Consider the following 25639-nt stretch of genomic DNA (forward strand, 5'->3'; position numbering starts at 1 on the left):
GGAAAAACCGGTCGGCCTCAGTCGTCGTCGCCGACGAAGCGGTAACCGACACCAGGCTCGGTGCGGATAATCTTCGGGTCGGCCGGATCGCGCTCGATCTTGCCGCGCAACTGGCCGATGAAGACGCGCAGATAATGCAGGTCCTCTCCATGCGCCGCGCCCCAGACCGAGGTCAGCAGCGTCTTGTGGGTGACGACGCGTCCGGCATGGTGCGCCAGCATGACGAGCAGATCATACTCCTTCGGCGTCAGACGCACCGGCTCGCCGTCGCGCGTCACCAGCCGCTTGATCGTATCGATCGCCACGCCATCGGCCGAGAGCTGGGTGTGGCCGCCCTCCATCTGGATGCGGTGGCGAAGCGCTGCCCGGATGCGCGCCGTCAGCTCGCCGATGCCGAAAGGTTTTTCGATATAGTCGTCGGCGCCGAGGTCGAGGGCAGCGATCTTTTCGCTCTCGCGGTCGCGAGCCGACAGGATGATGATCGGCACCTGCGACCAGGCGCGGATGTTGGCGATCACATCCTTGCCGTCCATGTCGGGCAGGCCGAGATCGAGAATCACCACATCGGGCGCGGTGGTCGCCGCCGCCTTCAGCGCCTCGGTGCCCGTCAGCGCCTCAAGCACGTCATAGCCAGCGGCACTCAACGCCGGTCGCAGAAAACGCTGGATCTGGGGTTCGTCGTCGACAACGAGGATGCGCTCCACGCTCATGCACGGTCCTTTTCAGAAATTTCTGCTTCGGCGGCGGGAAAACGCATGGAAATGCGCGTTCCGCGACGCCTCAAAGCCGGGCTCTCAGCCTTGATGCGGCCGCCCATGGCCTCGACGAAGCCTTTGGCGATCGACAGTCCGAGGCCGGTGCCCGGCGTGCGGCCATCCACCTTGCCCCGCCGGAAGAATTTTTCGAATACGTGTTCGAGATCACCGTGAGCAATCCCCTTGCCGAGATCGGTGACCGACAGCACAATCTCGTTGCCGTCCCGCCTGGCATAGATGCTGACCGGCTCCTCGCCGCCGTATTTGTTGGCGTTGTCGAGCAGGTTGAAGAGCACCTGGCCGAGAAGCACGCTGTCGCCGCGCATCAACGGTAGTTCGGGCGCGATGCTGGTTTCGATCTCACGGTCCGGAAAATACTTACGCGCCCGATCGACGGCTGCCCGCACGGCGTCGGCGACATCCACCCAGTCGCGCTTGGCATTGACTGTCCCCGCTTCGATGCGGGTCATGTCCAAGAGGTTGGCGACGAAACGCGTCAACCGTGCGCCCTCCTCCTCGATCGATTGCAGCAGGTCGTCGCGGCTTTCCGGCGGCATGCGGTCGCCCAGCTGGCGCAGGCTGGTGACGGCGCCGGTGATGGTGGCAAGCGGCGTGCGCAGATCGTGCGAGATCGATGACAGCAAGGCAGCGCGAAACCGCTCGCCCTCCAGCTTGGCGGCGTGATCGAGGCTCTCGCGCGAAAGGCGCGCCCGGTCGATGGCGATCGCCGTCTGGTCGAGGATGGCGGCGAGCGCCCGCTCTTCGTTGATCTCCAGCGGCTTGCCGGCCTGGGCGAAACCGCAGACGCCGACGACGCCATGCGGGCTGGTCAACGGTCGGAAATGGAAGGGGCTGTTCGGCAGCGTACCGGTGCCGTTGCCGGCCGCCTCCTGCTTGTCCATCGCCCAGCGCGCTGCCATGGTATCGGTGACATCGAGCTCGGTGTCCGGAGGCCACGCGGCCTTGAGCTGCAGATCGCCCTCCTCCGGCAACAGCAGCGCGACATTGCGCTTCAGCGTCGTCTGCATCTGGGTCACCGCCGCCCAGAGCACATCGTCGACATTGGCGGTACCCGAGAGCTTGCGGGAGAAATCGTAGAGCGCCTGCGTCGCCGCGGCACGGCGTCGCGCTGATTTCGCCTGTTCGCGCACCCGGGAGGCCAGACTACCGGCAAGCGCAGCCGCGACCAGGAAAATGAACAGCGCGAAGACTTCGTGCGGTTCGGCGACCGTGAAGGTGCCGACCGGATCGATGAAGAAGAAGTTGTAGGCAAGAACCGAAAACAGGGCAGCCGCGATCGCCGCGACGTGGCCGGCATAGGTCGCCGACGCCAGCACCGCCAGCAGGAACAGCAGCGATATATTCGGCAGGATGATGAAGCGCTCGATCAGGACGCCAAGTGCAGTCGCCGCCGCCACGGTGACGGCCGCGATCGCGAGCGCCCGCCCGAAGCCCTCCGGCATTTGCCGCTTGACGCTCAGGCGACTTTTCGGACGCGGCTGCTCCTTGTCGGTAACCAGATGAATGCCGACGCCGGTGATGCGTTCGGCCAGCGCGTCGGGAAGCGATTGCCGGAACAGCCGTAGCGGGAACCGCTGGCGCCTGATGCCGATGACTATCTGCGTCGCATGCTCGCGACGGGCGAGCTTGAGGATCTCCTCGACGAAATCGTTGCCGACGATGCGGCGGGTTTCGGCGCCGAGCTGTTCGGCCAGGCGAAAAGTCTCGTCAAGCCGTCGCGCCGCTTCGCCATCGCCGCTTTCGCGGTCGGCCCGCTCGATGAAGACGACGATCCATGGCGCATTCAGCCCCGAGGCCAGGCGGCTGGCGGTGCGCACGACCTTTTCCGACAGCGGGTCGGGCCCGATGCACACCAGCAGACGTTCGCCGCTCGCCCAGGGGCCTTCGATGGCGTTCTGCTTGAGATAGTCGACCATCTGGTCGTCGACGCGGTCGGCCGTCCGCCGCAGCGCCAGCTCGCGTAGCGCCGTCAGATTGCCGAGGCGGAAGAAGCGCTCGATCGCGCGCTTGGCGCTGTCAGGCAGATAGACCTTGCCTTGGTTCAGCCGCTCGATCAGTTCGGCCGGCGGCAGGTCGACGAGCAGCACGTCATCGGCACGGCTGAGAACCGTGTCGGGCACCCGCTCGCGCACCGGAACGCCGGTGATCTGGGCAACGACATCGGACAGGCTTTCCAGATGCTGGATGTTGAGTGCCGTCCAGACGTCGATGCCGGCGGCAATCAACTCTTCGACATCCTGGTAGCGCTTCGGATGGCGGCTGTCCTCGGGGTTGCTGTGCGCCAGTTCGTCGACGACGATGATCCGCGGACGGCGGGCGAGCGCCGCGTCGAGATCGAATTCGGAAAGCACACGGCCGCGATGGTTGACATCGCGGCGCGGCAGTATCTCCAGCCCTTCGACGAGCGCGGCGGTCTCGCCGCGCCCGTGGGTTTCCACCAGACCGATGACGATGTCGACGCCATCGGCCTTCAACCGACGCGCCCGCGTCAGCATCGTGTAGGTCTTGCCGACGCCGGGGGCTGCGCCGAGAAAAACCGTGAGCTTCCCCTTTCGCCCCTGCCCGGCCAGCGCCAGCAGTGCGTCCGGGTCCGGACGGCTTTTCGATTCGCGGTCGGTTTCAGGCATTCAGGGTCTCTGGCAGCGTCTCTGGCCGCATCTCAGGCTTCACACTCAGCTTCTCCGGGCATCCAGAGCGAGGTTGAGTTCTAGCACATTGACGCGCGGCTCGCCTATGATCCCGAGCAGACGACCTTCCGTCGCCTGTTCGACCAGGCTCGCCACGTCGGCTTCCGCAAACCCGCGGGCCTTGGCAACACGGGACACCTGCTCGCGGGCGAAAGCCGGCGAAATATGCGGATCGAGGCCGGAGCCGGACGCGGTGCCGCCATCGGCGGCGATCTCGCCTGTTATACCGCTGGCGCGCAGCTTCTCGACGTCGGCGGCAACCCGGTCCTTCAATTTGACCGAGGTCGGGCCGAGGTTGGATCCGGTCGAGCCGCCGGCGTTGTAGGCTTCGGGCCCGGTCGCGGAGGGGCGCGGCCAGAAATATTTGTCGGCGGTGAAGTTCTGCCCGATCAGATCGGAGCCGACGATCGCGCCATCGATGCGGATCAGGCTGCCATTGGCCTGCGCCGGCATCAATGCCTGGGCAACGCCGGTGATCGCGAAGGGATATGCAAGGCCGGTGATCGCAGTCAGCAACAAGGCCATGACGATTGCGGGACGAAGTTGGTTCAACATGATTACACCAGATTGAGAGCAGAGACGACGACGTCGACGAGCTTGATGCCGGCAAAGGGCAGCAGGAGGCCGCCGAGGCCATAGACCAGCAGGTTGCGGCGCAGGAGTGCTGCGGCGCCGACCGGGCGATACTTGACGCCCTTCAGCGCCAGCGGGATGAGTGCGACGATGATCAAGGCATTGAAGATGACCGCTGACAGGATTGCCGATTGCGGTGACGACAGCCCCATGATGTTGAGCGCGGCCAGCGCCGGATAGGTGGTGATGAACAGCGCCGGGATGATGGCGAAGTATTTTGCCACGTCGTTGGCGACCGAGAAGGTCGTCAGCGAGCCGCGCGTCATCAACAGTTGCTTGCCGATCTCGACGATCTCGATGAGCTTTGTCGGGCTGGAATCGAGATCGACCATGTTGGCCGCCTCGCGCGCCGCCTGCGTGCCGGTCTGCATCGCCACGCCGACATCGGCCTGGGCCAGCGCCGGCGCGTCGTTGGTGCCGTCGCCGCACATGGCAATCAATCGGCCGCCCTGCTGTTCCTTGCGGATATAGCCGAGCTTGTCTTCCGGTGTCGCTTCGGCGAGGAAATCGTCGACGCCGGCTTCCGAGGCGATTGCCGCTGCCGTTACCGGGTTATCGCCGGTCACCATCACGGTGCGTATCCCCATGGCACGCAGTGCCGCGAAGCGCTCCTTGATGCCAGGCTTGACCACGTCCTTGAGGTGGATGACGCCGAGCAGGCGATTGCCGTCCGCAACGGCAAGCGGCGTGCCGCCGGTGCGCGCGACCTGGTCGACGGCACGGCGGAATTCGGCCGGCACGTTCTCGTCGCGAACGCCTGCAAACTTCAGGATCGAATCCACGGCGCCCTTGCGCAGCCGGCGTCCGCCGAAATCGACGCCCGACAGTCTCGTTTCGGCGGCAAAGGGCACGACGGCATCAATTGCCAAGGCACCGGTTTGAACCGAGCCGCCACCGACAGCCAGAGCCACAACCTCGCGGCTCGTCTGCTTGTCGGAAGCTGGCAGCGATACGGCTGGCGTCTGACGACCGAATTCGCCGGTCGCAAGGGCGGCAATCGAGCGGCCCTCGGGGGTCTCATCGGCAAGGCTTGCCAGCAGCGCGGCATCGGCAAGCTCGGCATCCGTCACGCCGGGGACCGGCATGAAGTTGGCGGCCATGCGGTTGCCGAAGGTGATCGTGCCTGTCTTGTCGAGCAGCAGCGTATCGACGTCGCCAGCCGCCTCGACGGCGCGGCCGGATGTGGCGATGACGTTGAACCGCACCAGCCGGTCCATACCGGCGATGCCGATGGCCGACAGCAGGCCGCCGATGGTGGTCGGGATCAGCGTGACGAGCAGGGCTGCAAGAACCGTGACCGACAGAACCGTGCCGGAGTAGCCGGCAAGACCCCAGAGTGTCACGACGGCGACCAGGAAGACCAGCGTCAGGCCCGAGAGCAGGATAGAGAGCGCGATCTCGTTCGGGGTCTTCTGGCGCTGCGCGCCTTCGATGAGCGCGATCATGCGGTCGACGAAGGTGTCGCCGGGCGCCGTGCCGATGCGCATCTTGATCCAGTCGGACAGCACCTGCGTGCCGCCGGTGACGGCGGAGCGGTCGCCGCCGGACTCACGGATGACGGGTGCGGATTCGCCGGTGATGGCGCTTTCGTTGACCGAGGCGACACCCTCGACGACGTCGCCGTCGCCGGGGATCAGTTCCCCGGCTTCGACCAGCACGAGATCGCCGACCTTCAGCGATGTCGCCGGAATGGTCTGCGTTTCCCTGCCTTCGGCCGAGACAAGCTTGCGGGCCGTCAGTTCGGACTTGGTGCGGCGCAGGCTGTCGGCCTGCGCCTTGCCGCGTCCTTCGGCGACCGCTTCGGCGAAGGTGGCAAACAGCACCGTGAACCACAGCCAGGCGGCAATCTGGCCCGAAAACAGCGGCGTGCCGGTTCCAGTCGCAAGATCGCGAATGAAGAAGACCGTGACCATGGCTGCCACCACCTCGGTGACGAAGATCACCGGGTTGCGGACAAGCTGGCGCGGGTCGAGCTTGGTGAATGCGGCCTTGAAGGCCGGTAGCAGGATCGCCGGGTCGAGAAGGCTTGGGGCGACGGGTTTCGAAGACATTGTCTGTTCCTTCAGAAGGTCTGGCCCGAGAGCATGGCGAACTGCTCGACGATGGGACCAAGCGCGAGGGCCGGGAAATATTGCAGCCCGCCGAGGATGAGGATGACGCCGATGAGCAGGCCGACGAAGAGCGGCGTGTGCGTCGGGAAGGTTCCCTGGGAAGCCGGAACGCGGGTCTTGGCGGCGATTGAGCCGGCTATCGCCAGCACCGGTATCGCGTAGGCGAAACGGCCGAGCAGCATCGCGAAGCCGAGCGTCGTGTTGTACCAGGGCGTGTTGGCCGAGAGGCCGCCAAACGCGGAGCCGTTGTTGCCGGTAGCAGAGGTATAGGCGTAGAGGATTTCCGACAGGCCATGCGGACCTGACGTGCCGATGCTGGCGACAGCCGAGGGCATGACGGCAGAAATCGCGGTGAAGCCGAGGATCGAGGCGGGCAGGATGAGGATCGCCAGCATCGCGTATTTCATCTCGCGGCCTTCGATCTTCTTACCGAGCAGTTCGGGCGTGCGCCCGACCATCAGGCCGGCGACGAAGACGGCGAGGATCGCGAAGACGACCATACCGTAAAGGCCGGAGCCGACGCCGCCCGGCAGCACTTCGCCAAGCTGGATCAGCAGCATGGGGACAAGGCCGCCAATGCCGGTGAAGGAGCCGTGCATGCCGTTGACCGCACCGGTCGAAATGCCTGTGGTCACGCCGGCATAAGCCGCCGACATCGCTTGGCCGAAGCGGACTTCCTTGCCTTCCATATTGCCGAGAGACGCCTCGAGGCCGAGGCCGTGCAGGATCGGGTTGCCGTAGCTTTCGGCCCAGTAGATGACGCCGATACCGGCGATCAGCAACGTTGCCATGGCAGCGATGAAGGCCCAGCCCTGGCGGCGGTCACCGACTATCTGGCCGAAGGTGTAGACCAGCGCCGAGGTGATCGACAGCATCGCGAAGATCGACAGGTAGTTGCTGAGCGCGCTCGGGTTTTCGAACGGGTGCGCCGCATTGGCGTTGAAGAAGCCGCCGCCATTGGTGCCGAGCTGCTTGATCGCCTCCTGGCTTGCGACCGGACCAAGCGCGATCGTCTGCTGCACGCCCTCGAGCGTGGTGGCGCTGACGGAAGCGTGGAACGTCTGCGGCATACCCATCGCGACGAAAGCGAGTGCAACGAGAACTGCCAGCGGCAGCAGCACATAGAGGGTCGAGTGGGTCAGATCGACCCAGAAATTGCCGAGTGTCGCGGCGCCGGAGCGGGCAAAGGCGCGGGTGACGGCAAGCGCGATGGCGATGCCCGTTGCAGCCGACACGAAGTTCTGCACTGTCAGGCCGGCCATCTGGCTGAAATGGCTCATGGTGGTCTCGCCGCCATAGGACTGCCAGTTGGTGTTGGTGAGGAAGCTGACCGCCGTGTTGAAGGCGAGGTCTGGCGGGACGTTGGCAAACCCCTGCGGGTTCAGCGGCAGCGACCCCTGGAAGCGCAGGATGACGTAGAGAAGCGCGAAGCCGGCCGCGCTGAAGGCGAGCATCGACAGTGTATAGGCGAGCCAGCCCTGCTCCTTCCTAGCATCGACGCCAGCCGCGAGATAGAGCCCACGCTCGACGGGTCCGAGAACCGGAGAGAGGAAGTTGCGCTCGCCAGCGAAAACCCGGGCCATGTAAAGGCCCAATGGCTTGATCGCGAGGAAGACGGCGAGAAAGAGGAGGCCGATCTGCAGCCACCCGATAATAGACATGAGGAATTCTCCGCAAAATACGGCTGAACGATCAGAACCGTTCCGGTCGAACGAGGGTCACGATGAGATAGGCCGCGAGCGCAAAGGCGACGGCGAGGCCAATGAAGGCTTCGAACATCGACGCCTCCTAGAGCCGGCTGAGCGTGCGCGCGTAGAGCGCAAACACGACAAGGCCGCCGAGACCGGCGGCAAGAAAAAGGAAATCGGACATGTGCATTCTCCGGAACTGTTTATGGCCGGATGATGCACCCTCAGCGGGTCAATTATCGATTGCGATGGTTTCGCGCGCGCATAAGGAAAAGATAAGGATACTGCCACCGTCCGAAGGCGGCTGGCGGATTGGTGGCGTCAGAGCGTTTCCAACTTAAACTGAGTAACAGAAACGCTTTAGCTCTTTGTTTTTACGCATTTCCTGGCGAAAAACCGCTTCGCATCTTTGCTGGAAAAACCCTAGCCCTTGATGATCGGGCTTACGGTGGGTGCCGCTTCGGTGGTCACTTCGCGCATCCACTCGCGCCAGATGGCGACGAGCAGTGCCATCAGCACCGGACCGACGAACAGACCGAGAAAGCCCATGGTCTTCACGCCGCCGACGAGGCCGAAGAAGGTCGGCAGGAACGGCAGCTTGATCGGGCCGCCGACAAGGCGCGGACGCAACGTCTTGTCGACGATGAAGAGTTCGGTCGTGCCCCAGGCAAACAGCGCAATGCCCTGGACCGGCGAGCCGCTGGCGACGAGATAGACGGAAACCAGCGTGAAGCAGAGCGGCGCACCGCCGGGGATCAGCGCCATCAGGCCGGTGATGATGCCGAGCGTGACCGGCGAGGGAACGCCGGCCAGCCAATAGGCGACGCCGAGCACGATGCCCTCGCCGATGGCGATGATGCCCATGCCCGTCACCGTCGAGCTGATCGTCAGCGGCACCACGCGCGACAGCCGTTCCCAGCGCATCGGGAAGATGCGTTCGCCGAGATGATCGAGCTGCTTGGAGAAGGAGTGTCCGTCGCGATAGACGAAGAACAGCGTGATCAGCATGAAGAGCAGCGTCAGGAAGGCGTGAAACGCCGACGCGCCGATGACCAGCACGCCGCGATAGATATTGCCGATGTTGGAGCCGCTGACGAGCTGCACCAGTTCGCCGAGCGCTCCGGGATGGCCGACATATTTGACCCATTGCTCGCCGAGCCAGGCACCGGCGACGGGGATCGAGGTCAGCCAGACGGGCACGCCGGCGCCGTTGGCATTGGTTTCAACCGCCCAGACCAGCCAGTCGCGCACTTCGTCGACCGCGTAGACGGCAGCGACCGAGATCGGCACGACGATGAAGGCGACGACGCAGATAATGGCAATGGTCGCCGCCAGTGTGCGGTTGCCGCCGACGGCCGCCAGCAGGCGGCGATAAATCGGCCAGCTGGCAAAACCGATGACGACAGCAGCCAGAACCGGGACGAGGAAGCCGTGGAAGAAATAGACGCCGGCCAGAAGCACGAAGACGAGCATCCAGCGCGCAGCGGTGATCGGACCAACCAGAGCCGAGCGCGACGCCGCCGCATGCCCGAAGAGTCGCGGCTCTACGGGAAGGTTTTCTCGTTCGCGATTGCCCAACTGCACCAACATTCCTCCGTCTCCAGACGACCTTACAACAAACCCGAGGCCTTGCCAGCCTGTACAGTGCCGCGCGTCTCCCACAAAGACGTGCAAAGGTCGCTGTACCAGGATCTGATGCATAATTTTGCGCTTAAATCGATCCGATTTAAGCGCAAAATTATGCAGTGCCGCCCCCATGCCCCCGGTTTACGGTAGTTTCGGGGCCACAGCCGACGCTAGCGGCGGGACATGACAGAAAAATTTAGCGGCGCGCAAGCTCTCAGGCTTCATTTGATGGCAGAAGTCATTCTGCCGCACGTATCGCCGCCCGCTTGGTCGTCTCGGCGCGATCGACGAAAACCGATGCGAGGAAGATACCGAAACCGGCAACCCCCATGACGGCACCGACCAGACCAGTCGAAGTCCAACCATAGCCAGCGGCAATGGACCAGCCGCCAAGCCAGGCGCCGAGCGCATTGGCGAGGTTGAAGGCGGAATGGCTGAGTGCTGCGGCAAGTGTCTGCGCCTCGCCCGACACGTCCATAAGTCGGGTCTGCACACCCGGTACGACGGCAAAGCCGCCGCCGATGAACAAGACGTTGACGATGGCGATCCACGGATTGCCCATGGTGAAATAGAACAGCACATAAGCGAAGATATTGAAGGCAAGCGCGAGGCCGATCGCCGGCAGCAGCGCCCAATCGGCGAGCCTGGAGCCGACGATGTTGCCGAGGATCATCCCGGCGCCAAACACCGACAGCATGATCGGCACGTTCGCCACGGAAACGCCTGCGACGTCCGTCAATGCCGGAGCGATGTAGCTGAAGACGGCGAACATGCCGCCGCAGCCGATGGCGCAGATGCCGAGCATCAGCCACACCTGCAGCTTGCCCAGGGCGCCAAGCTCGCGCAGCGGCGTCGCCTGCGGATTGCCCTTGTCGCGCGGCACGTAGGACCAGGTGAGCGCAATGGTCAGAAGGCTGATGCCGCCGACAATGGCGAAGGCCGACCGCCATCCGAGCGCCTGACCGAACCAGGCAACGAGCGGCGTTCCGAACAGGGTCGCGATCGTCAGGCCCATCATCACGCGCCCGACGGCACGCGCCCGCTGGTTGGGTGCAGCCAGCCCTGCAGCCACGAGCGCCGCCACACCGAAATAGGCACCGTGCGGAAGACCGACAAAGAAGCGCGCGGCAACCAGCGTGTAGAAATCCGGTGCGATGGCGCTTGCGAAATTGCCGATCGCAAACAGCAGCATCAGCACCAAGAGCACCCGAAAGCGGGAAAACCGCGCCGCAAGCACCGCGATCAACGGTGCGCCGACGACGACGCCGAGTGCATAGGCGCTGATGACGGCGCCGGCGCGCGGCACCGAAACGCCGACGTCATCGGCCACTTGCGGCAGCAGGCCCATGATGGCGAATTCGCCCGTACCTATGCCGAACCCGCCAACGGCGAGCGCAACCTCGGCAACAGAGATGCGGCTTCGGCGCGAATCGACGGCAGAAGAATAGGCTTCGTCACACATGAGCAATGACCTGTGTCGTTCGGCCTCGAACAGCGGAACAAATCTGTGGGGTGCTGGCGGCGTGGTATCGGACGGTTTCCGACGGGGATATGCTGCAATGCAATACAGGCTTTAAACCCGGCTGGCAAAGGCTTTGCGGCACTCATCATACTTTTTCACACGCTGGTGAAGCAGACCGGCTAACTGTTCGCTGAGTTGACGTTTACGTCAAAGTTATATAATCCCGAATCTCGGCTTGAAGAGGTGTCGTAAAAGCATCATCTTCATCGGCAAGAGAAGACCGGGAGGGTTACTTCTTTGGCCGCAAGCAAGGCTAGCCTGTGGCGACCAGAGGGAGAGAGGTCATGGCGGAACTCAACACGCAACCAACAGGCATCAGCCCGGAGAAGATCTGGCTGAAGTCCTATCCGCCGGGCATTGCCGCCGAAATCGGCCCTCTGCCCTACAAATCGATCGGCGACTTCTTCGACCATGCCGTCGCGCGCTACTCGCGCCGCTTCGCCTTTACCTGCATGGGCAAATCGCTGACCTTCTCCGAGCTCAATGCCGAATCCGCCAAGATCGGCGCCTGGCTGCAGGCGCGCGGGCTGTCGAAGGGCGACCGCGTCGCGGTGATGATGCCGAACATCCTGCAGAACCCTGTTATCGTTTTCGGCATTCTGAGGGCAGGATTCACGGTCGTGAACGTCAACCCGCTCTACACGCCGCGCGAACTGGAACATCAGCTCGTCGATTCCGGCGCCAAGGCGATCTTCGTGCTTGAGAACTTCGCTCATACGGTCCAGCAGGTTGCGGCCAAGACCAGCATCAAGCATGTGGTGGTCGCCACGATGGGCGACATGCTCGGCTTCAAGGGCACGATCGTCAATCTGATCGTGCGCCGGGTGAAGAAGCTCGTGCCCGCCTGGTCGATCCCCGGCCATCATTCCTTCAAGTCCGTGCTCGCCGAAGGTGGCCGCCTGAAGCTGACCAAACCCAATGTGGCGCCGAGCGATGTCGCTTTCCTGCAATATACCGGCGGCACCACGGGTATTTCCAAAGGGGCGACGCTCACCCATTCCAACCTTTTGTCGAACATGGCGCAGATGGAAATCTGGTTCGACACGGCGTTCCGCTCGCGTCCGCGGCCGGACAGTCTCGTCTTCATGTGCGCTCTGCCGCTCTACCATATCTTCGCGCTGACGGTGAACTCGCTGATGGGCCTTGCCACCGGCGGCAACAACATCCTGATCCCCAACCCACGCGACATTCCCGGCTTCGTCAAGGAGCTCGGCAAGTACAAGACCAACATCTTCCCGGGTCTCAACACGCTGTTCAATGCGCTGATGAACAACCCCGAATTCCAGAAGCTCGACTTCTCGTCGCTGATGCTCACCTTCGGCGGCGGCATGGCCATCCAAAGACCGGTGGCAGAGCGCTGGCAGAAGATGACGGGGTGCCCGATCGCCGAAGGCTACGGGCTTTCCGAGACGTCGCCGGTCGCCACCGCCAACCTTCTCGACTCGACCGAGTTCACCGGCACGATCGGCTTTCCGATCCCTTCGACCGAGGTTGAGATCCGCGACGACCAGGGCAACACCCTGGCGATCGGCGACGTCGGCGAAATCTGCATTCGCGGGCCGCAGGTCATGGCCGGTTACTGGCAGCGTCCGGACGAAACCGCCAAGGCGATTTCGCCCGACGGTTTCTTCCGCTCCGGCGATATCGGCTTCATAAACCCCGCCGGCCTCGTCAAGATCGTCGACCGCAAGAAGGACATGATCCTGGTTTCGGGCTTCAACGTCTTCCCTAACGAGATCGAGGAAGTGGCGATGACCCATCCCGGCATTCTCGAATGCGCGGCGATCGGCGTTCCGGACGAACATTCGGGCGAAGCCGTCAAGCTGTTCGTCGTGCGCAAGGATCCTGACCTGACCGAAGAGGACGTCAAGCGGCATTGCGCGGCCAATCTCACCAACTACAAGCGGCCGCGCTTCGTCGAGTTCCGCACCGAGTTGCCGAAAACCAATGTCGGCAAGATCCTGCGCAAGGACCTCCGGGGCTAGGGCCAGCCTCGACTTAAAACGATTTAAAAAATCCTGAAAACCGCCATCCCGGCGGTTTTGCGGGCTTGATTTGGACAATGCAAAGCGAATAGCTACGCAGGCGAATGTCCGACACAAGGAGCCCCGCGATGAAAGCGCTTGTCGATCAACTCAAAGCAACCGCCGCGCAGACCAATGCGACCGATATCCGCGCCGCCTTCGCGAGCGATGCCCAGCGCTTCTCGCGCTTCAGCACCTCGCTCGACGATCTGCTGCTCGATTATTCGAAATGCGCAGTGAACGAACAGGTGCTCGACGGTCTTGAGGCGCTGGCGAAAGCGGCCAAGGTCGAAGAGAAGCGCGACGCGATGTTCCGCGGCGACATCATCAACATTACCGAAGAACGGGCCGTGCTGCACACGGCGCTGCGCAACCGCGGCAATCGTCCTGTCATGGTCGACGGCAAGGACGTGATGCCCGACGTCAACGGCGTGCTTGAAACCATGGGCGCCTTTGCCGATGGCATCCGCTCGGGCGCGCTCAAAGGTGCGACCGGCAAGAAGATCACCGATGTGGTCAATATCGGCATCGGCGGCTCGGATCTCGGCCCAGTGATGGCGACGCTGGCGCTCGCGCCGTTCCATGACGGCCCGCGCCTGCATTTCGTCTCCAACATCGATGGCGCGCATATCGCCGATACGCTGAAGCTCGTCGATCCGGAAACGACGCTCTTCATCGTCGCCTCCAAGACCTTCACGACCATCGAGACGATGACCAATGCGGCGACTGCCCGCGCCTTCATCGCCGGCAAGCTCGGCGAAGCCGCAGTCGGCCACCACTTTGCCGCCGTCTCGACGGCACTCGACAAGGTCGCAGCTTTCGGCATCGACCAGGCGCGCGTGTTCGGCTTCTGGGATTGGGTCGGTGGGCGCTATTCGATCTGGTCGGCCATTGGCCTGCCGCTGATGATCGCCATCGGCAAGGAGAATTTCGGCCGCTTCCTCGATGGCGGCCATGCCATCGACGAGCACTTCCGCACTGCGCCGATCCGCCAGAACCTGCCGATGCTGCTGGGCCTCCTCGGCTTCTATCACCGCAATGTTCTCGGCTATCCCTCGCGGGCGATCCTGCCCTATGACCAGCGCCTGTCGCGCTTTCCGGCTTACCTGCAGCAGCTCGACATGGAATCGAACGGCAAGGCGGTCACGCTCGACAGCAAACCGGTCGAATATTCGACGGGTCCGGTCGTCTGGGGCGAGCCGGGCACCAATGGCCAGCACGCCTTCTACCAGCTGATCCACCAGGGCACGGACGTCATCCCGGCCGAGTTCATGATCGCCGCCAACGGCCACGAGAAGAACCTGCGCCACCAGCACGAACTGCTGATTGCCAATTGCCTCGCCCAGTCTGAAGCCCTGATGAAGGGGCGCACGCTTGCCGAGGCGAAGGCACAGCTGACCTCCAAGGGCATGGCGGATGCCAAGGCAGACAAGATCGCGCCGCACCGCGTCTTTGCCGGCAACCGCCCGTCGCTGACGCTGGTCTACGACCAGCTCGATCCTTTCGCCTTCGGCCGGCTGATCGCGCTCTACGAGCACCGCGTCTTCGTCGAAGGCGCGCTCTTCAACATCAATTCGTTCGATCAGTGGGGCGTCGAGCTCGGCAAGGAGCTGGCAACGGGCCTGCTGCCCGTGGTCGAAGGCAAGGAAAGTGCTGCCGGTCACGATTCGTCGACGGCGGGCCTTGTGGCCGTGCTGCTCAAGGCTTCTCGCTAAGAATGCGAGGCCAGGGCGCGCCCGGCGTGCCCTGGCCGTTCAGGCCGCGCAGGCCGGCAGCGCCTTGACGCCGGACTGGCGGAGCATATCCATCAGATCCAGTCCCGAAAGGAGCTGGAAGTAGTTTTCGTCGGAACGCGTACGGATCCAGGCATCGACCGTGACTTTCTGGTCAGCAGGAAACGCACCGCTCCAGCAGCCACCGGAAAAACCGACCGTAAGGCTTCCGCGACCCTTGGCCTCCGTGCCTTTGGTCGCCGCGATCTTCTCCTGCATATCGCGCAGGCGCTCCGCATCGGCGGGCGTCAGCGTCAGGACATAGAGCGTCTGCCCCTCCCGCATCCCCTCGGTCAGCCCCGGCGCCCCGACATTTCCGGATTGGATCTGAAGGGCAAAACGGTGGGTGTCGAGGGGCGCACCATCCGCCTTCCACGAAATGCCGAGTGTTGCGTCGCCGCGCCTGAGCGACAGCGCTTCGGGCACCAAAAGGGCAACACGCAGTTCTGCCGGATCGGACGTGAGCGGATCGACGCCAGACAGTTTTTCAAACGAGCCGACATTGAGCGCTGCACAGGCGGCCAGCACGTTGAGGGACAGGAAAAGGCATGGGTTCATCAAAATACGGAAAGTCATGAAACGCACCAAAATCATAATTGACGCGAAATAATTATCGTTTTACAATAAAAAAACAAGTGAGCCGATAAGGAACTTTTTAATGAACGGATCTCCCGAGCGGCTGCGCAAGCTGAGCCGCATCATGAAACTGACGGTCGTATTGTGCGGCGCAGTGTTCTGCTCGGCCGTCGTCTACGGGCACTGGCAGATTTTCTTCGACCGGGCCGGCTTCGAGCAGGGTATTCGCGACGTGGTCTTCCCGAAGGTCTCCGCCATCACGCTCTCCTATCGCGCGATAATAACCGTCATGTTTCTCACTGCGATGAACAATGCGCTTGTTATTGCCGGCCTCGCCTTTGCCTGGCAACTTTTCGACGGTTTCGAACGCGGTGAGATCCTTTCCAGCCGCAATGGTGTCCTGCTGAAGCGGATCGGCATCATCGCCATCGTCGGTTCCTTGTGCATGACTGTCAGCAACGCAATCGGCATCATGGCTGTCACCTACGACAATCCCAGTACGACCGAGCACTCCGTCTTCATCGACATCAATGGGGGAACGATTATCGTTATGCTGATGGCCGGGCTGCTTCTGGTGCTCGGCCATGTCATGGTCATCGCATCGGGGATCGAAGCCGAGAACAGGAGCTTCGTTTAACGGATGCCGATTGTCGTAAACCTCGACGTCATGCTGGCGAAACGCAAGGTGCGCTCGCGCGATCTTGCGGAACAGGTCGGCATTACCGAGCAGAACATATCGCTGTTAAAATCGGGCAAGGTCAAAGGCGTGCGCTTCGACACGTTGGAGAAGATCTGCGCCGTTCTCGATTGCCAGCCGGGTGACATTCTCGAATATCGCCCGGAGGAAAAGGATTGAGTTTCGTGCGGGCTCTTCTCAGAGCCCGATTTCATGCTTCCAGGGCGGGTTGGCGCCGGCACGCGAAACGGTGACGGCGGCGGCCCTGGCGCCGAGGGCCAGGGCGTCGCGAACAGCGCTTTCCGAGAGGTTTGCGACGGCGTCCTTGGTCAGGAGACCGCTCAGCTTCAGCGATGCGAGCACGCCGGCATCGAAGGTATCGCCGGCACCGACCGTGTCGACGACCGTGACGCGCTCACCGGCAACGTCGACCTTGTGACGCCCGGTGTAGCCGACGGCCCCATCGGCGCCCTTGGTGATCAGAACCAGCTTCGGACCGCGCTTCAGCCATTCGGCCGCCAGATCGTCGTGGCTGCCGGTCATGCCGAACCAGTCGAGATCTTCATCCGAGAACTTGATGATGTCAGACATCGCCGCCATGCGGTTCATCCGGGCGAGATGGGCTTCCCGATCCTTGATGAAGCCGGGCCGGATGTTCGGGTCGAAGGAGATGATCCGCTTTTCGTGTTCGCGGGTCATCAGCGCCTCATATGTCGAGCCGCAGGGCTCGGGGATGAGGCTGATCGCGCCGAAATGCAGCGCCTCGCAGAAGTCGCCGAGCGCCGGCAGATGATCTTTCGTAATCATCCGCCCCGCCGTGTTCTCGTCGAAGAAGGCGTAGGTGGCATGGCCGTTGACGAGCTTGACGAAGGCAAGCGTTGTATGCAGCGACAGGGTCGCGCAGGGAGCGAAGTCGACATTCGCCGCCTTCAGCGTTTCGCGGAGGACATCGCCGAACATGTCATCGGAAAGGCCGGTGAAGAAGCCGGTGGGAATGCCGAGCCGACCGAGCGCGATCGCCGTATTGAAGATCGCCCCGCCGGCATAGGGCGCAAATGCACTTTCGCCCGCGGTCGTGTCCCGCGGCAGCATGTCGATCAGCGCTTCACCACAACATACGATCATCGGCATTTCTCCCCTGAAGACATTTCAACTGATTTCAATGACTTTCGACGAAATCCCAGAGTGTCGCCGACTATTGGGCGGCAAGCGCGCTGACGCCGCCATTGCGGCCAGACCAGGCCAGCGGGTCGTTGAGGAAGGCCTCGACTTCGCCAAGCGTCTCGTCGTCGAACAGCGCCTGCTCGCGGGCAACGGCAAGCACGTTGCGCCATGTGGCGATCCAGTGCAGGTCGACACCCTTGCCCTTCATCTCGCCGACGGCCTCCGGGAAGATATCGTAATAGAAGAGCGCGATGCCGTGGTCGACGATGCCGCCGGCTGCGCGGATCGCATCGATGAACTTGAACATCGAGCCGCCGGCGGTCGTCAGGTCCTCGATAACAAGAACACGGGCGCCCTCCGGCATGTGGCCCTCGATCTGGGCGTTGCGGCCATGACCCTTCGGCGCCTTGCGCACGTAGATCATCGGCAGGCCCAGGCGCTCGGCCAGCATCGCCGCGAAGGGAATACCCGCCGTCTCGCCACCGGCGACGACGTCGAACTGCTCGAAGCCCGCCTCGCGCAGGATTGATGCCGCGGCAAAATCCATAACGGCCGAACGGATGCGCGGATAGGAGATCAGCTTGCGGCAGTCGATATAAACCGGGCTCGCCATTCCGGACGAGAGCTTATAGGGCTTGTCGGCGCTGAAATGCACCGCCTTGATCTCCCAGAGCATCTTGGCGACCAGCTCGGCCATCACGGCCTTGTCGGTGAACGCATTGGAAAACATCAAACTCTCCTTCAAAATTCCAAACGATCAGGCGACGGCCCAGTGCAGCGGGAACATCGGATCGAAAACGGTGACCGGACCGGCACCGGTCTCGATCTTCTTGGGATAGGTCACGGCTTCTGCCTGCTTCCTGAGCGTGATCGTCTCCTCGTTGACCGGCAGGCCATACCAGGTGGGACCGTTCAGCGAGGCGAAGGCTTCGAGCTTGTCGAGCGCGCCCTCCTCTTCGAACACATGCGCCAGGCAACTCATGGTGTTGATCGAGGTGTAGATGCCGGCGCAGCCGCAGGCGCATTCCTTCAGCGGATCGACATGCGGTGCTGAGTCGGTGCCGAGGAAGAAGCGCTTGTCGCCCGAGACGGCGGCAGCGCGCAGCGCCAGACGGTGGTTTTCGCGCTTGGCAACCGGCAGGCAGTAGTAGTGCGGCTTGATGCCGCCGACGAGAATGGCGTTGCGGTTGATGATCAGGTGATGGGTGGTGATCGAGCCGGCAAGATTGGCCTTCGACGCCTTGATGTAGTCGATGCCGTCCTTGGTGGTGACGTGCTCCATCGTGACCTTCAGTTCCGGCAGGCGCTGGCGCAAGGGATCAAGCACGGTGTCGATGAACACGGCCTCGCGGTCGAAGATGTCGACGTCCGATGTCGTGACCTCGCCATGCACGCAGAGCGGCAGGCCGATCTTCGCCATGCGCTCGAGCACCGGCATCGCCTCATCGATGTTGCGCACGCCGCTGTGCGAATTCGTCGTCGCGCCAGCCGGATAGAGCTTGACTGCCTTGACGAGGCCGCTCCTGTGGCCGGCCTCGACGTCGTCGGGGTTCGTGCCCTCGGTGAGATAAAGCGTCATCAGCGGCTCGAACCGGTCGCCTGCCGGGATGGCCGCGAGGATGCGCTCGCGATAGGCAGCAGCGTCGGCCGCGGTGACGACCGGCGGCACGAGGTTGGGCATGATGATCGCGCGGGCGAAATGGCGGCTGGTGTCGGCGATGACGCCCTTCAGCATGTCGCCGTCGCGCAGGTGAAGGTGCCAATCATCCGGCCGGCGGATAACGAGGTCTTGCATGGTCAGCGTTCTCCTAAGTCAGGGCGGGATGCAGGCGGAAAACCGCGTACACTTTTCCTGATCCCCCTCCCGGTGCTCGCGCCCGATCCGCGCGCGCAGCTTTGCAGCCGGCAGGTGCGGGTGTTGGGCGGTTACTCATGTGGTGAAACCGCGTCTCGATATCACCAATGCGCCCGCAAACACAATCCGCAATCCGACCATCGCTCAGAAATCCGCAAGCACGACATCTGCGCGTCGCTGATGCTCGACCACACGATGCGCGTTGGGGATGTCGTTGCCATGGGCTTTTCGCTTCGCCGCCTCCTCGTCGTAGCCGTGGTCGAACCAGCGCTTCAAAAGCCGCCGCTCCAGTTCCTCGATGCCGGGATTGATGAAGATGGAGAAATCGAAGGCACCGGCAAGCTTGTTCCAGGGCGCCTCGTCGAGCAGCAGATAGTTGCCCTCGGCGAGAATAATGCGGGTATCGGCCGCTACAACACGCGCCGAGGCGATCGCCAGTTCGCGCGAGCGATCGAAGACCGGCACCAGCACCTCGCCGTCATTGGCCCTGACCGCAGCGATCGTCGCCAGGAACGACCTGACATCAAAGGTTTCCGGCGCACCTTTGCGGGCAAGCAGGCCCTTCTCTTCGAGCACGGCATTGTCCATGTGAAAGCCGTCCATCGGCAGCACCGCCGCCATTTCTCCTGCAGCTACCAGCGCTTCGGCAAGCGCGTCGGACAGGGTGGATTTTCCGGCACCCGGCGGGCCGGCAATCGCCACGACGAAACGGGCGGCTCCAGCCGCCCGTTCGAGGATCTGATCAACCACCGGCCCGACATTCATGCGGCGAGCGCCTCGCGCGGCGGCTCCTTCGCGCCGGTCATGAAGGCGACGGCATCAGACATCGTGTGTTCCTTCGGATTGATGACGCAGAGGCGTTTGCCAAGCCTGTGGATGTGGATGCGATCGGCCACCTCGAACACATGCGGCATGTTGTGCGAGATGAGCACGATCGGCAGGCCGCGCGAACGCACGTCGAGGATCAACTCCAGCACCCGCCGGCTTTCCTTGACGCCGAGGGCTGCCGTCGGCTCGTCCATGATCACCACCTTGGAACCGAAGGCTGCGGCTCGCGCCACCGCCACGCCCTGGCGCTGGCCGCCCGAAAGCGTTTCCACCGCCTGGTTGATGTTCTGGATGGTCATCAGGCCGAGCTCGGACAGCTTTGCCCGCGCCCGCTTCTCCATCTCCGCACGGTCGAGCGTGCGGAAAAGCTTGCCCATGATGCCGGGTTTACGGATTTCGCGGCCGAGAAACATGTTGTCGGCGATCGAGAGCGCCGGTGACAGCGCCAGGTTCTGATAGACGGTCTCGATGCCGGCCGTGCGCGCCTCCATCGGCGAGCGGAAGTTGATCTGCTGGCCCTCGAGCCGGATTTCCCCCTCATCCGGCGTGATGGCGCCGGAGATCGCCTTGATCATCGAGGACTTTCCGGCGCCGTTGTCGCCGATGACGGCCAGGATCTCGCCCGGGTAGAGGTCGAAATCGGCATAGTCGAGAGCCGTAACTCGGCCATAACGCTTGACCAGGCCGCGCGCGGTGAGAATGGGTTCCTGAGCCATCAGCCTGCTACCTTTCTGATCCATTGGTCGATTGCGACGGCGGTGATGATCAGCACGCCGGTGAGGAAGACTTTCCATTGCGGATCGGCGCCCAACATGTTGAGCCCCATGGAGACCACGCCGACGATCATCGCGCCGATCAGCGTTCCAAGGATCGATCCACGCCCGCCGAAGAGTGAGATGCCGCCGATTACGGCCGCGGTGATGGCCTGAAGATTGTAGTCGGTGACCGCTGCCGAAGGCGAGATCGAGCCGTTGCGGCCGATCGAGACCCAGGCGGCGAGTGCCGCAATCAGGCCGGCGAGCGTATAGGCGCTGAGCAGCACGCGGCTGGTGCGGATACCGGAAAGCTTCGCTGCCTCAGGATCGTCGCCGACGGCATAAAGGTGGCGTCCCCAGGCCGTATGGTTGAGCGCGTACCAGAGGCCAAGGACCAGCACGACCATCATCACCACACCGAGCGTGAAGACGGCGGATCCCACCTTGAAGCTGACGCCAAAGAGGTGAAGCATCTTGGTGACGGCCGCTACATCGGCCTCGCGGATCGTCGCATTTGCCGAGTAGATGAAGTTCGTCGACATGATGACGTACCAGGTGCCGAGCGTGACGATGAACGGCGGAAGCTTGACCCTGGAGACGAGGAAGCCGTTGAGGAAGCCGCAGGCACCGCCGACGACGAAGCCGATGAAGATCGCGATCGGCGCCGGAAGGCCGTAAGTCACGGCGCAATTGCCCATGATGACAGCCGAAAGCACCATGATCACACCGATCGAAAGGTCGATGCCGGCCGTCAGGATGACCAGGGTCTGCGCGGCCCCCAGGATGCCGACGATGGCGATCTGCTGCAGGATCAGCGTCAGCGTATAGGACGAGAAGAACTTTCCACCGATCGTCAGACCGAAGATCAGGATCGCTGCAACGAGCACGATGAACGGCACAGCCGCCGGCGTCGAATGCAGGAAATGCTGGATCTTCTGGATCAGCGTCTTGTCATGTGTGTCGAACGACGCGACCTGCGTCGAACTGTTGACCAGGACCTTTTCGAATTCCTGGGATGGCTGTGCGGCTGCGTTGGGCTCGCCCATGGACCTTCCTCCGGTGAACCCCACTCCCAAGGGGTTGCGATGCAATCTGGTGCACAGCCCGCCCACCATGTGGCGGGCATCAGCACTCATTCAAGAAGCTGCGCGGTTTTCGTCGCCTTGTCAAAGACATCGACGCTTACGCGAAGGGCGGCCCGGGCCGCCCTTCCGTTGCTGCTCATGCGTTCGAAGAACGGGAGCGATCAGCCCCAGCACTTCTCCGTGCCGACCTTGACGTCGATCGATTCGACGCCGGCAGCCGGCTTGTCGGTGACGAGCGAAACGCCGGTGTCGAAGAAGTCCTTGCCTTCGGTCGGCTTCGGCTTTTCGCCGCTGTCGGCGAACTTCTTGATCGCCTCGATGCCGAGCGCCGCCATCATCAGCGGATACTGCTGCGAGGTCGCGCCGATGACGCCTTCGGCCACCGACTTGACGCCGGGGCAACCGCCGTCAACCGATACGATCAGCACGTCCTTTTCCTTGCCAACGGCTTTCAGCGCCTGGTAGGCGCCGACGGCGGCCGGCTCATTGATGGTGTGGATCACGTTGATATCAGGATCCTTCTGCAGAAGGTTTTCCATCGCCTTGCGGCCACCTTCTTCGTTGCCGTTGGTGACGTCGTGGCCGACGATGCGGGCATCATCCTCGTCGCCGATCTTGTTAGGATCTTTCGGGTCGATGCCGAAGCCGATCATGAAGCCCTGGTCGCGCAGGACGTCAACGGTCGGCTGCGACGGTATCAGATCGAGGAAGCCGACCTTGGCGGTCTTGGCGCCCTCGCCCATCGTGGCGGCGGCCCATTGGCCGATCAGCTTGCCGGCGAGCAGGTTGTCTGTAGCGAACGTCGCGTCGGCGGCGGTGGCCGGATCAAGCGGCGTATCGAGCGCGATCACCAGAAGACCGGCCTCCTGCGCCTTCTTCACCTGGTCGACGATTGCCTTCGTGTCGGAAGCGGCGATCAGGATGCCCTTGGCGCCATCGGCGATGCAGGATTCGATCGCAGCCACCTGGCTGTCATGGTCGCCGTCGATCTTGCCGGCATAGGACTTCAGCGTGACGCCGAGTTCCTGGGCCTTGGCGGTAGCGCCTTCCTTCATCTTGACGAAGAAGGGGTTGGTATCGGTCTTTGTAATCAGGCAGGCGCCGATATCGGCGGCCTGTGCCGGAGCGGCAAAAACGACGCCGAGCGACAGCACGCCGAACGCGGCGGAGAGAACAGTCTTCTTCATGTAATCCTCCCAAGGATGAAAAACGTGCCGGTGGACCGGCCCAGGCCTCGCCGCCACAGCATTCTCCTCTGCTGCAGCAGGCGCTTCCGGATCAAAAACAAACATTAAATTTCGGGGGTGTCAATAAATAAATCAAATTGAATTATTATTTCGATGTGGCATTCTCTGGATAACAGCGATCCGAGGCCATCCGGGCCGTCGCGCAAATTGACAGGTCCGCCCAGAGCGGAAACAACAGACCCGCGCCAAGCGGGCACCAATGCCAACGGGAGGAGACGGTGGCATGTCATTGACAGACGGCCCCGACAGGGGACCGATACAACCTGAGGTCATCGACCCGAGCGGCGGGGCGAACCAGACGCGCGTGCGCGCCTACAACGAGAGGCTGGTGATGTCGCTGGTGCGGCGTCACGGCGAGCTGTCGAAGGCGGATATCGCCAGACGCTCCGGCCTTTCGGCGCAGACCGTTTCCGTCATCATGCGGGCGCTCGAAAGCGATGGCCTCTTGGTGCGCGGCGCGCCGGTGCGCGGCCGTGTCGGCCAGCCGTCGACGCCGATGCGGCTCAACCCGGATGCGGTGTTTTCCTTTGGGGTGAAGATCGGGCGTCGAAGTGCCGACCTGGTGCTGATGGATTTCGTCGGCAATATCCGCCTGCACCTGCACCAGATCCATGCCTATCCGCTGCCCGGCGAACTGGTCGACTTCATCGTCGGCGGCATCGAGAAACTCGAGGCGCAACTGAGCCCAGAGGAGCGCAAGCGCATCGCTGGGGTCGGTATCGCCACGCCCTTCGAACTGTGGAACTGGGCGGAAGAAGTCGGCGCCCCGCGGGAAGAAATGAACCGGTGGCGCGAGGTGGACCTGCAGGCGATCGTGGCCCAACGCACCCGCCACCCGGTGTTCCTGCAGAATGACGGCACCAGCGCCTGCGGCGCCGAACTCGCCTTCGGCGTCGGCGCCAGCTATCCCGACTTCGTCTATTTCTACATCGGCTCGTTCATCGGCGGCGGCATCGTCATCAATTCCGCGCTCTTTTCCGGCCGCACCGGCACCGCCGGCGCCGTCGGCCCGCTGCCGGTTTCCGGCAAGGACGGCAAGACCATCCAGCTCCTGAAGATCGCCTCGGTCTTCGTGCTCGAAAACCTGCTGCGCGAACGCGGCATCGATCCGAAGCCGCTGTGGTATTCGGCCGACGACTGGATCGATTTCGGTGAGCCACTCACGATCTGGATCGACGACAGTGCGGCAGCCCTTGCCCAGGCGGTCGTCTCCGCCGCCTCGATCATCGACTTCTCCGCCGTTGTCATCGACGGCGGCTTCCCGCCCTGGGTCCGCGCCCGGCTTTTGACGGCAACGCGCAAGGCGCTCTACGACCTCGACCTGCAGGGCGTGACGATCCCGGAACTGGTCGAAGGTTTGGTCGGCAGCCATGCCCGCGCCATCGGCGGCGCGAGCCTGCCGTTGTTCTCCCGCTACCTGCTCGACACCAACGTCCTCTTCAAGGAGCTCAGCTGATGCTGAAAGGCATAGACCCGATCCTCAGCCCCGAATTGCTGGCGACGCTTAGGGCAATGGGCCATGGCGACGAGATTGCGCTGGTCGACGGCAACTATCCCGGCCAGGAACATGCTCGCCGGCTGGTTCGGCTCGACGGCCACGGGCTGATCCCGGTGCTGGACGCCATTCTCAGCGTGATGCCGATCGACGATTTCGTGCCGGCGGCGATCTTCCGCGCTACAGTCAAGCAGGACCGGGACGCGCTAGATCCCGTCCACCGGGAGATCATCGATTGCTGCGGCAGGCATGAGCCGGCACGAACGGTCGTGCCCCTGCTCGGCCCGGAATTCTATCCGCGGGTGCAAGCGGCGCACACGGTGGTGCAGACCAGCGAACCGCGGCTTTACGGCAACGTCATCCTGCGCAAGGGCGTGATCTATCCCTGACGGATCGGGCGACAAAACGAAAAACCCGCCGGCGGAACCGGCGGGTTTTTTCGTTTCATGTCTGGAATGTCTTAGGCGCGACGTGCGTCGATCGACAGTGCGCCCGGGCCGAAGGCGGCAAGCACCAGGAAGCCGCCGGCAACCGAGATGTTCTTCATCATCATCAGGCCGTTGAAGACGCTCAGCAGGCCGTTGGCTTCCGGCGGGAACGTCGGAATGTTGATTGCGCCGCTGTGGAAGACGAAGGCGGTGACCAGGCAGAACAGAGCCAGCAGGTAGGCTGCAATCTTCGTCTGGAAGCCGACCAGAACGGCAAGACCGCCGATCAGCTCGAAAGCGCCGGCGAGATAGGCAAGCGCGGTTGCTGCCGGCCAGCCGGCATTAGCAATCATTCCGGCGGTGCCGGCGGGATCAGTCAGCTTGCCGAAGCCAGCGGTGATGAACATGATCGAAAGGAGAATGCGCCCGATGAGGACGACGACATTCTGAGACATGCGAGGCTCCTGTGAGAAACGAGTGTTGGCAGCAGAAGTATCAGCATTTTCAAATTCATCTAGCCGCACGCCCGGCGACAGATCGTTCACAACGTAGAGACAACCGGGATTTATCGTCAACCGACATTTGAGCCGCGGCCCAGTCTGTGCAGTGCTTTTCGTCCTAGCGAGCGCTGGTTCGGCCACAAGTGTTCTTTTCTGTTGCAAGGACGGGGCTGCTGGGTGAAATTCAGGCG

At 63.0% G+C, this 25639-nt stretch carries 22 protein-coding genes; 6 read left to right on the forward strand and 16 right to left on the reverse strand.

The genetic code is table 11. The annotated features are described in order from the left end of the window. Nucleotides 1–17 precede the first annotated feature (17 nt). From ASD02_RS02375 to ASD02_RS02405, 7 genes are all read right to left on the reverse strand, one after another. Complete coding sequence (locus tag ASD02_RS02375; protein ID WP_025425788.1) at nt 18–710, reverse strand: response regulator; 693 nt, start codon at nt 708–710, stop codon at nt 18–20. Continuing rightward, nucleotides 707–3403, reverse strand: coding sequence for a sensor histidine kinase KdpD (locus ASD02_RS02380; protein WP_025425787.1), 2697 nt, complete (start codon nt 3401–3403; stop codon nt 707–709). Before ASD02_RS02380 ends, ASD02_RS02375 begins: the two co-directional genes overlap by 4 nt. Nucleotides 3404–3448: 45 nt before the next feature. Next, a complete protein-coding gene (gene kdpC / locus ASD02_RS02385; RefSeq protein ID WP_025425786.1) occupies nt 3449–4018 on the reverse strand; it encodes a potassium-transporting ATPase subunit KdpC in 570 nt (189 codons plus the stop codon). A gap of 2 nt (nt 4019–4020) precedes the next feature. Next, nucleotides 4021–6147 (reverse strand): potassium-transporting ATPase subunit KdpB, encoded by a 2127-nt coding sequence (kdpB, locus tag ASD02_RS02390; RefSeq protein WP_025425785.1) that lies wholly within the window; start codon nt 6145–6147, stop codon nt 4021–4023. An 11-nt stretch (nt 6148–6158) separates the two neighbouring features. Further along, complete coding sequence (kdpA, locus tag ASD02_RS02395; RefSeq protein ID WP_057204271.1) at nt 6159–7868, reverse strand: potassium-transporting ATPase subunit KdpA; 1710 nt, start codon at nt 7866–7868, stop codon at nt 6159–6161. Between the two features lie 450 nt (nt 7869–8318). After that, entirely contained in the window at nt 8319–9479 is a 1161-nt protein-coding gene (locus ASD02_RS02400; protein WP_025425783.1) for an AI-2E family transporter, read from the reverse strand. A gap of 280 nt (nt 9480–9759) precedes the next feature. After that, nucleotides 9760–10983 (reverse strand): MFS transporter, encoded by a 1224-nt coding sequence (locus tag ASD02_RS02405; RefSeq protein ID WP_057219960.1) that lies wholly within the window; start codon nt 10981–10983, stop codon nt 9760–9762. Between the two features lie 344 nt (nt 10984–11327). Between ASD02_RS02405 and ASD02_RS02410 the strand changes: the two genes are divergently transcribed. Together ASD02_RS02410 and pgi are read left to right on the forward strand one after the other, a co-directional pair. Then, on the forward strand, nt 11328–13028 hold the full coding sequence (locus ASD02_RS02410; protein ID WP_025425781.1) for a long-chain fatty acid--CoA ligase: 1701 nt from the start codon (nt 11328–11330) through the stop codon (nt 13026–13028). 128 nt (nt 13029–13156) lie between these two features. Next, nucleotides 13157–14782: a glucose-6-phosphate isomerase gene (gene pgi / locus ASD02_RS02415; protein WP_057204273.1), complete on the forward strand. Its 1626-nt coding sequence runs from the start codon at nt 13157–13159 to the stop codon at nt 14780–14782. 39 nt (nt 14783–14821) lie between these two features. On the opposite strand, the gene ASD02_RS02420 is transcribed toward pgi, so the two are convergent. Next, nucleotides 14822–15415, reverse strand: a complete 594-nt coding sequence (locus tag ASD02_RS02420; RefSeq protein ID WP_128090391.1) for a hypothetical protein — start codon at nt 15413–15415, stop codon at nt 14822–14824. An 82-nt stretch (nt 15416–15497) separates the two neighbouring features. Here ASD02_RS02420 and ASD02_RS02425 point away from each other — a divergent pair, with 82 nt between their 5' ends. After that, nucleotides 15498–16052, forward strand: a complete 555-nt coding sequence (locus ASD02_RS02425; RefSeq protein WP_057219961.1) for a DUF2975 domain-containing protein — start codon at nt 15498–15500, stop codon at nt 16050–16052. 3 nt (nt 16053–16055) lie between these two features. Continuing rightward, nucleotides 16056–16271, forward strand: coding sequence for a helix-turn-helix transcriptional regulator (locus ASD02_RS02430; RefSeq protein ID WP_025425777.1), 216 nt, complete (start codon nt 16056–16058; stop codon nt 16269–16271). Between the two features lie 18 nt (nt 16272–16289). Here the strand turns inward: ASD02_RS02430 and ASD02_RS02435 are convergent, their stop codons facing one another. The 7 genes from ASD02_RS02435 to ASD02_RS02465 all read right to left on the reverse strand — a co-directional run bounded on the left by ASD02_RS02435 (nt 16290) and on the right by ASD02_RS02465 (nt 22965). Beyond that, nucleotides 16290–17216, reverse strand: coding sequence for a carbohydrate kinase (locus ASD02_RS02435; RefSeq protein ID WP_025425776.1), 927 nt, complete (start codon nt 17214–17216; stop codon nt 16290–16292). Nucleotides 17217–17286: 70 nt separating this feature from the next. Further along, the gene (locus tag ASD02_RS02440) at nt 17287–17985 is read right to left on the reverse strand and encodes an orotate phosphoribosyltransferase (RefSeq protein WP_025425775.1); all 699 of its coding nucleotides are present in this window, start codon (nt 17983–17985) and stop codon (nt 17287–17289) included. 27 nt (nt 17986–18012) lie between these two features. Further along, a complete protein-coding gene (gene pyrC / locus ASD02_RS02445; protein WP_025425774.1) occupies nt 18013–19050 on the reverse strand; it encodes a dihydroorotase in 1038 nt (345 codons plus the stop codon). 204 nt (nt 19051–19254) lie between these two features. Further along, nucleotides 19255–19875 (reverse strand): nucleoside triphosphate hydrolase, encoded by a 621-nt coding sequence (locus ASD02_RS02450; protein ID WP_025425773.1) that lies wholly within the window; start codon nt 19873–19875, stop codon nt 19255–19257. Next, entirely contained in the window at nt 19872–20654 is a 783-nt protein-coding gene (locus ASD02_RS02455; protein ID WP_025425772.1) for an ATP-binding cassette domain-containing protein, read from the reverse strand. Before ASD02_RS02455 ends, ASD02_RS02450 begins: the two co-directional genes overlap by 4 nt. Continuing rightward, a complete protein-coding gene (locus ASD02_RS02460) occupies nt 20654–21739 on the reverse strand; it encodes an ABC transporter permease (RefSeq protein ID WP_025425771.1) in 1086 nt (361 codons plus the stop codon). The genes ASD02_RS02455 and ASD02_RS02460 overlap by 1 nt, the downstream gene beginning before the upstream one ends. Before the next feature lie 200 nt (nt 21740–21939). Beyond that, complete coding sequence (locus tag ASD02_RS02465) at nt 21940–22965, reverse strand: sugar ABC transporter substrate-binding protein (protein ID WP_025425770.1); 1026 nt, start codon at nt 22963–22965, stop codon at nt 21940–21942. Between the two features lie 283 nt (nt 22966–23248). Between ASD02_RS02465 and ASD02_RS02470 the strand changes: the two genes are divergently transcribed. Next, nucleotides 23249–24481, forward strand: a complete 1233-nt coding sequence (locus tag ASD02_RS02470; RefSeq protein WP_025425769.1) for an ROK family transcriptional regulator — start codon at nt 23249–23251, stop codon at nt 24479–24481. Further along, nucleotides 24481–24909 (forward strand): RbsD/FucU family protein, encoded by a 429-nt coding sequence (locus ASD02_RS02475; RefSeq protein ID WP_025425768.1) that lies wholly within the window; start codon nt 24481–24483, stop codon nt 24907–24909. Before ASD02_RS02470 ends, ASD02_RS02475 begins: the two co-directional genes overlap by 1 nt. Nucleotides 24910–24980: 71 nt before the next feature. Here ASD02_RS02475 and ASD02_RS02480 read toward each other — a convergent pair whose 3' ends face one another. After that, a complete protein-coding gene (locus ASD02_RS02480) occupies nt 24981–25403 on the reverse strand; it encodes a DoxX family protein (RefSeq protein WP_025425767.1) in 423 nt (140 codons plus the stop codon). Nucleotides 25404–25639: the final 236 nt, after the last annotated feature.

The organism is Ensifer sp. Root1252, assembly GCF_001425885.1.
Taxonomy (GTDB): Bacteria; Pseudomonadota; Alphaproteobacteria; order Rhizobiales; family Rhizobiaceae; genus Ensifer; species Ensifer canadensis.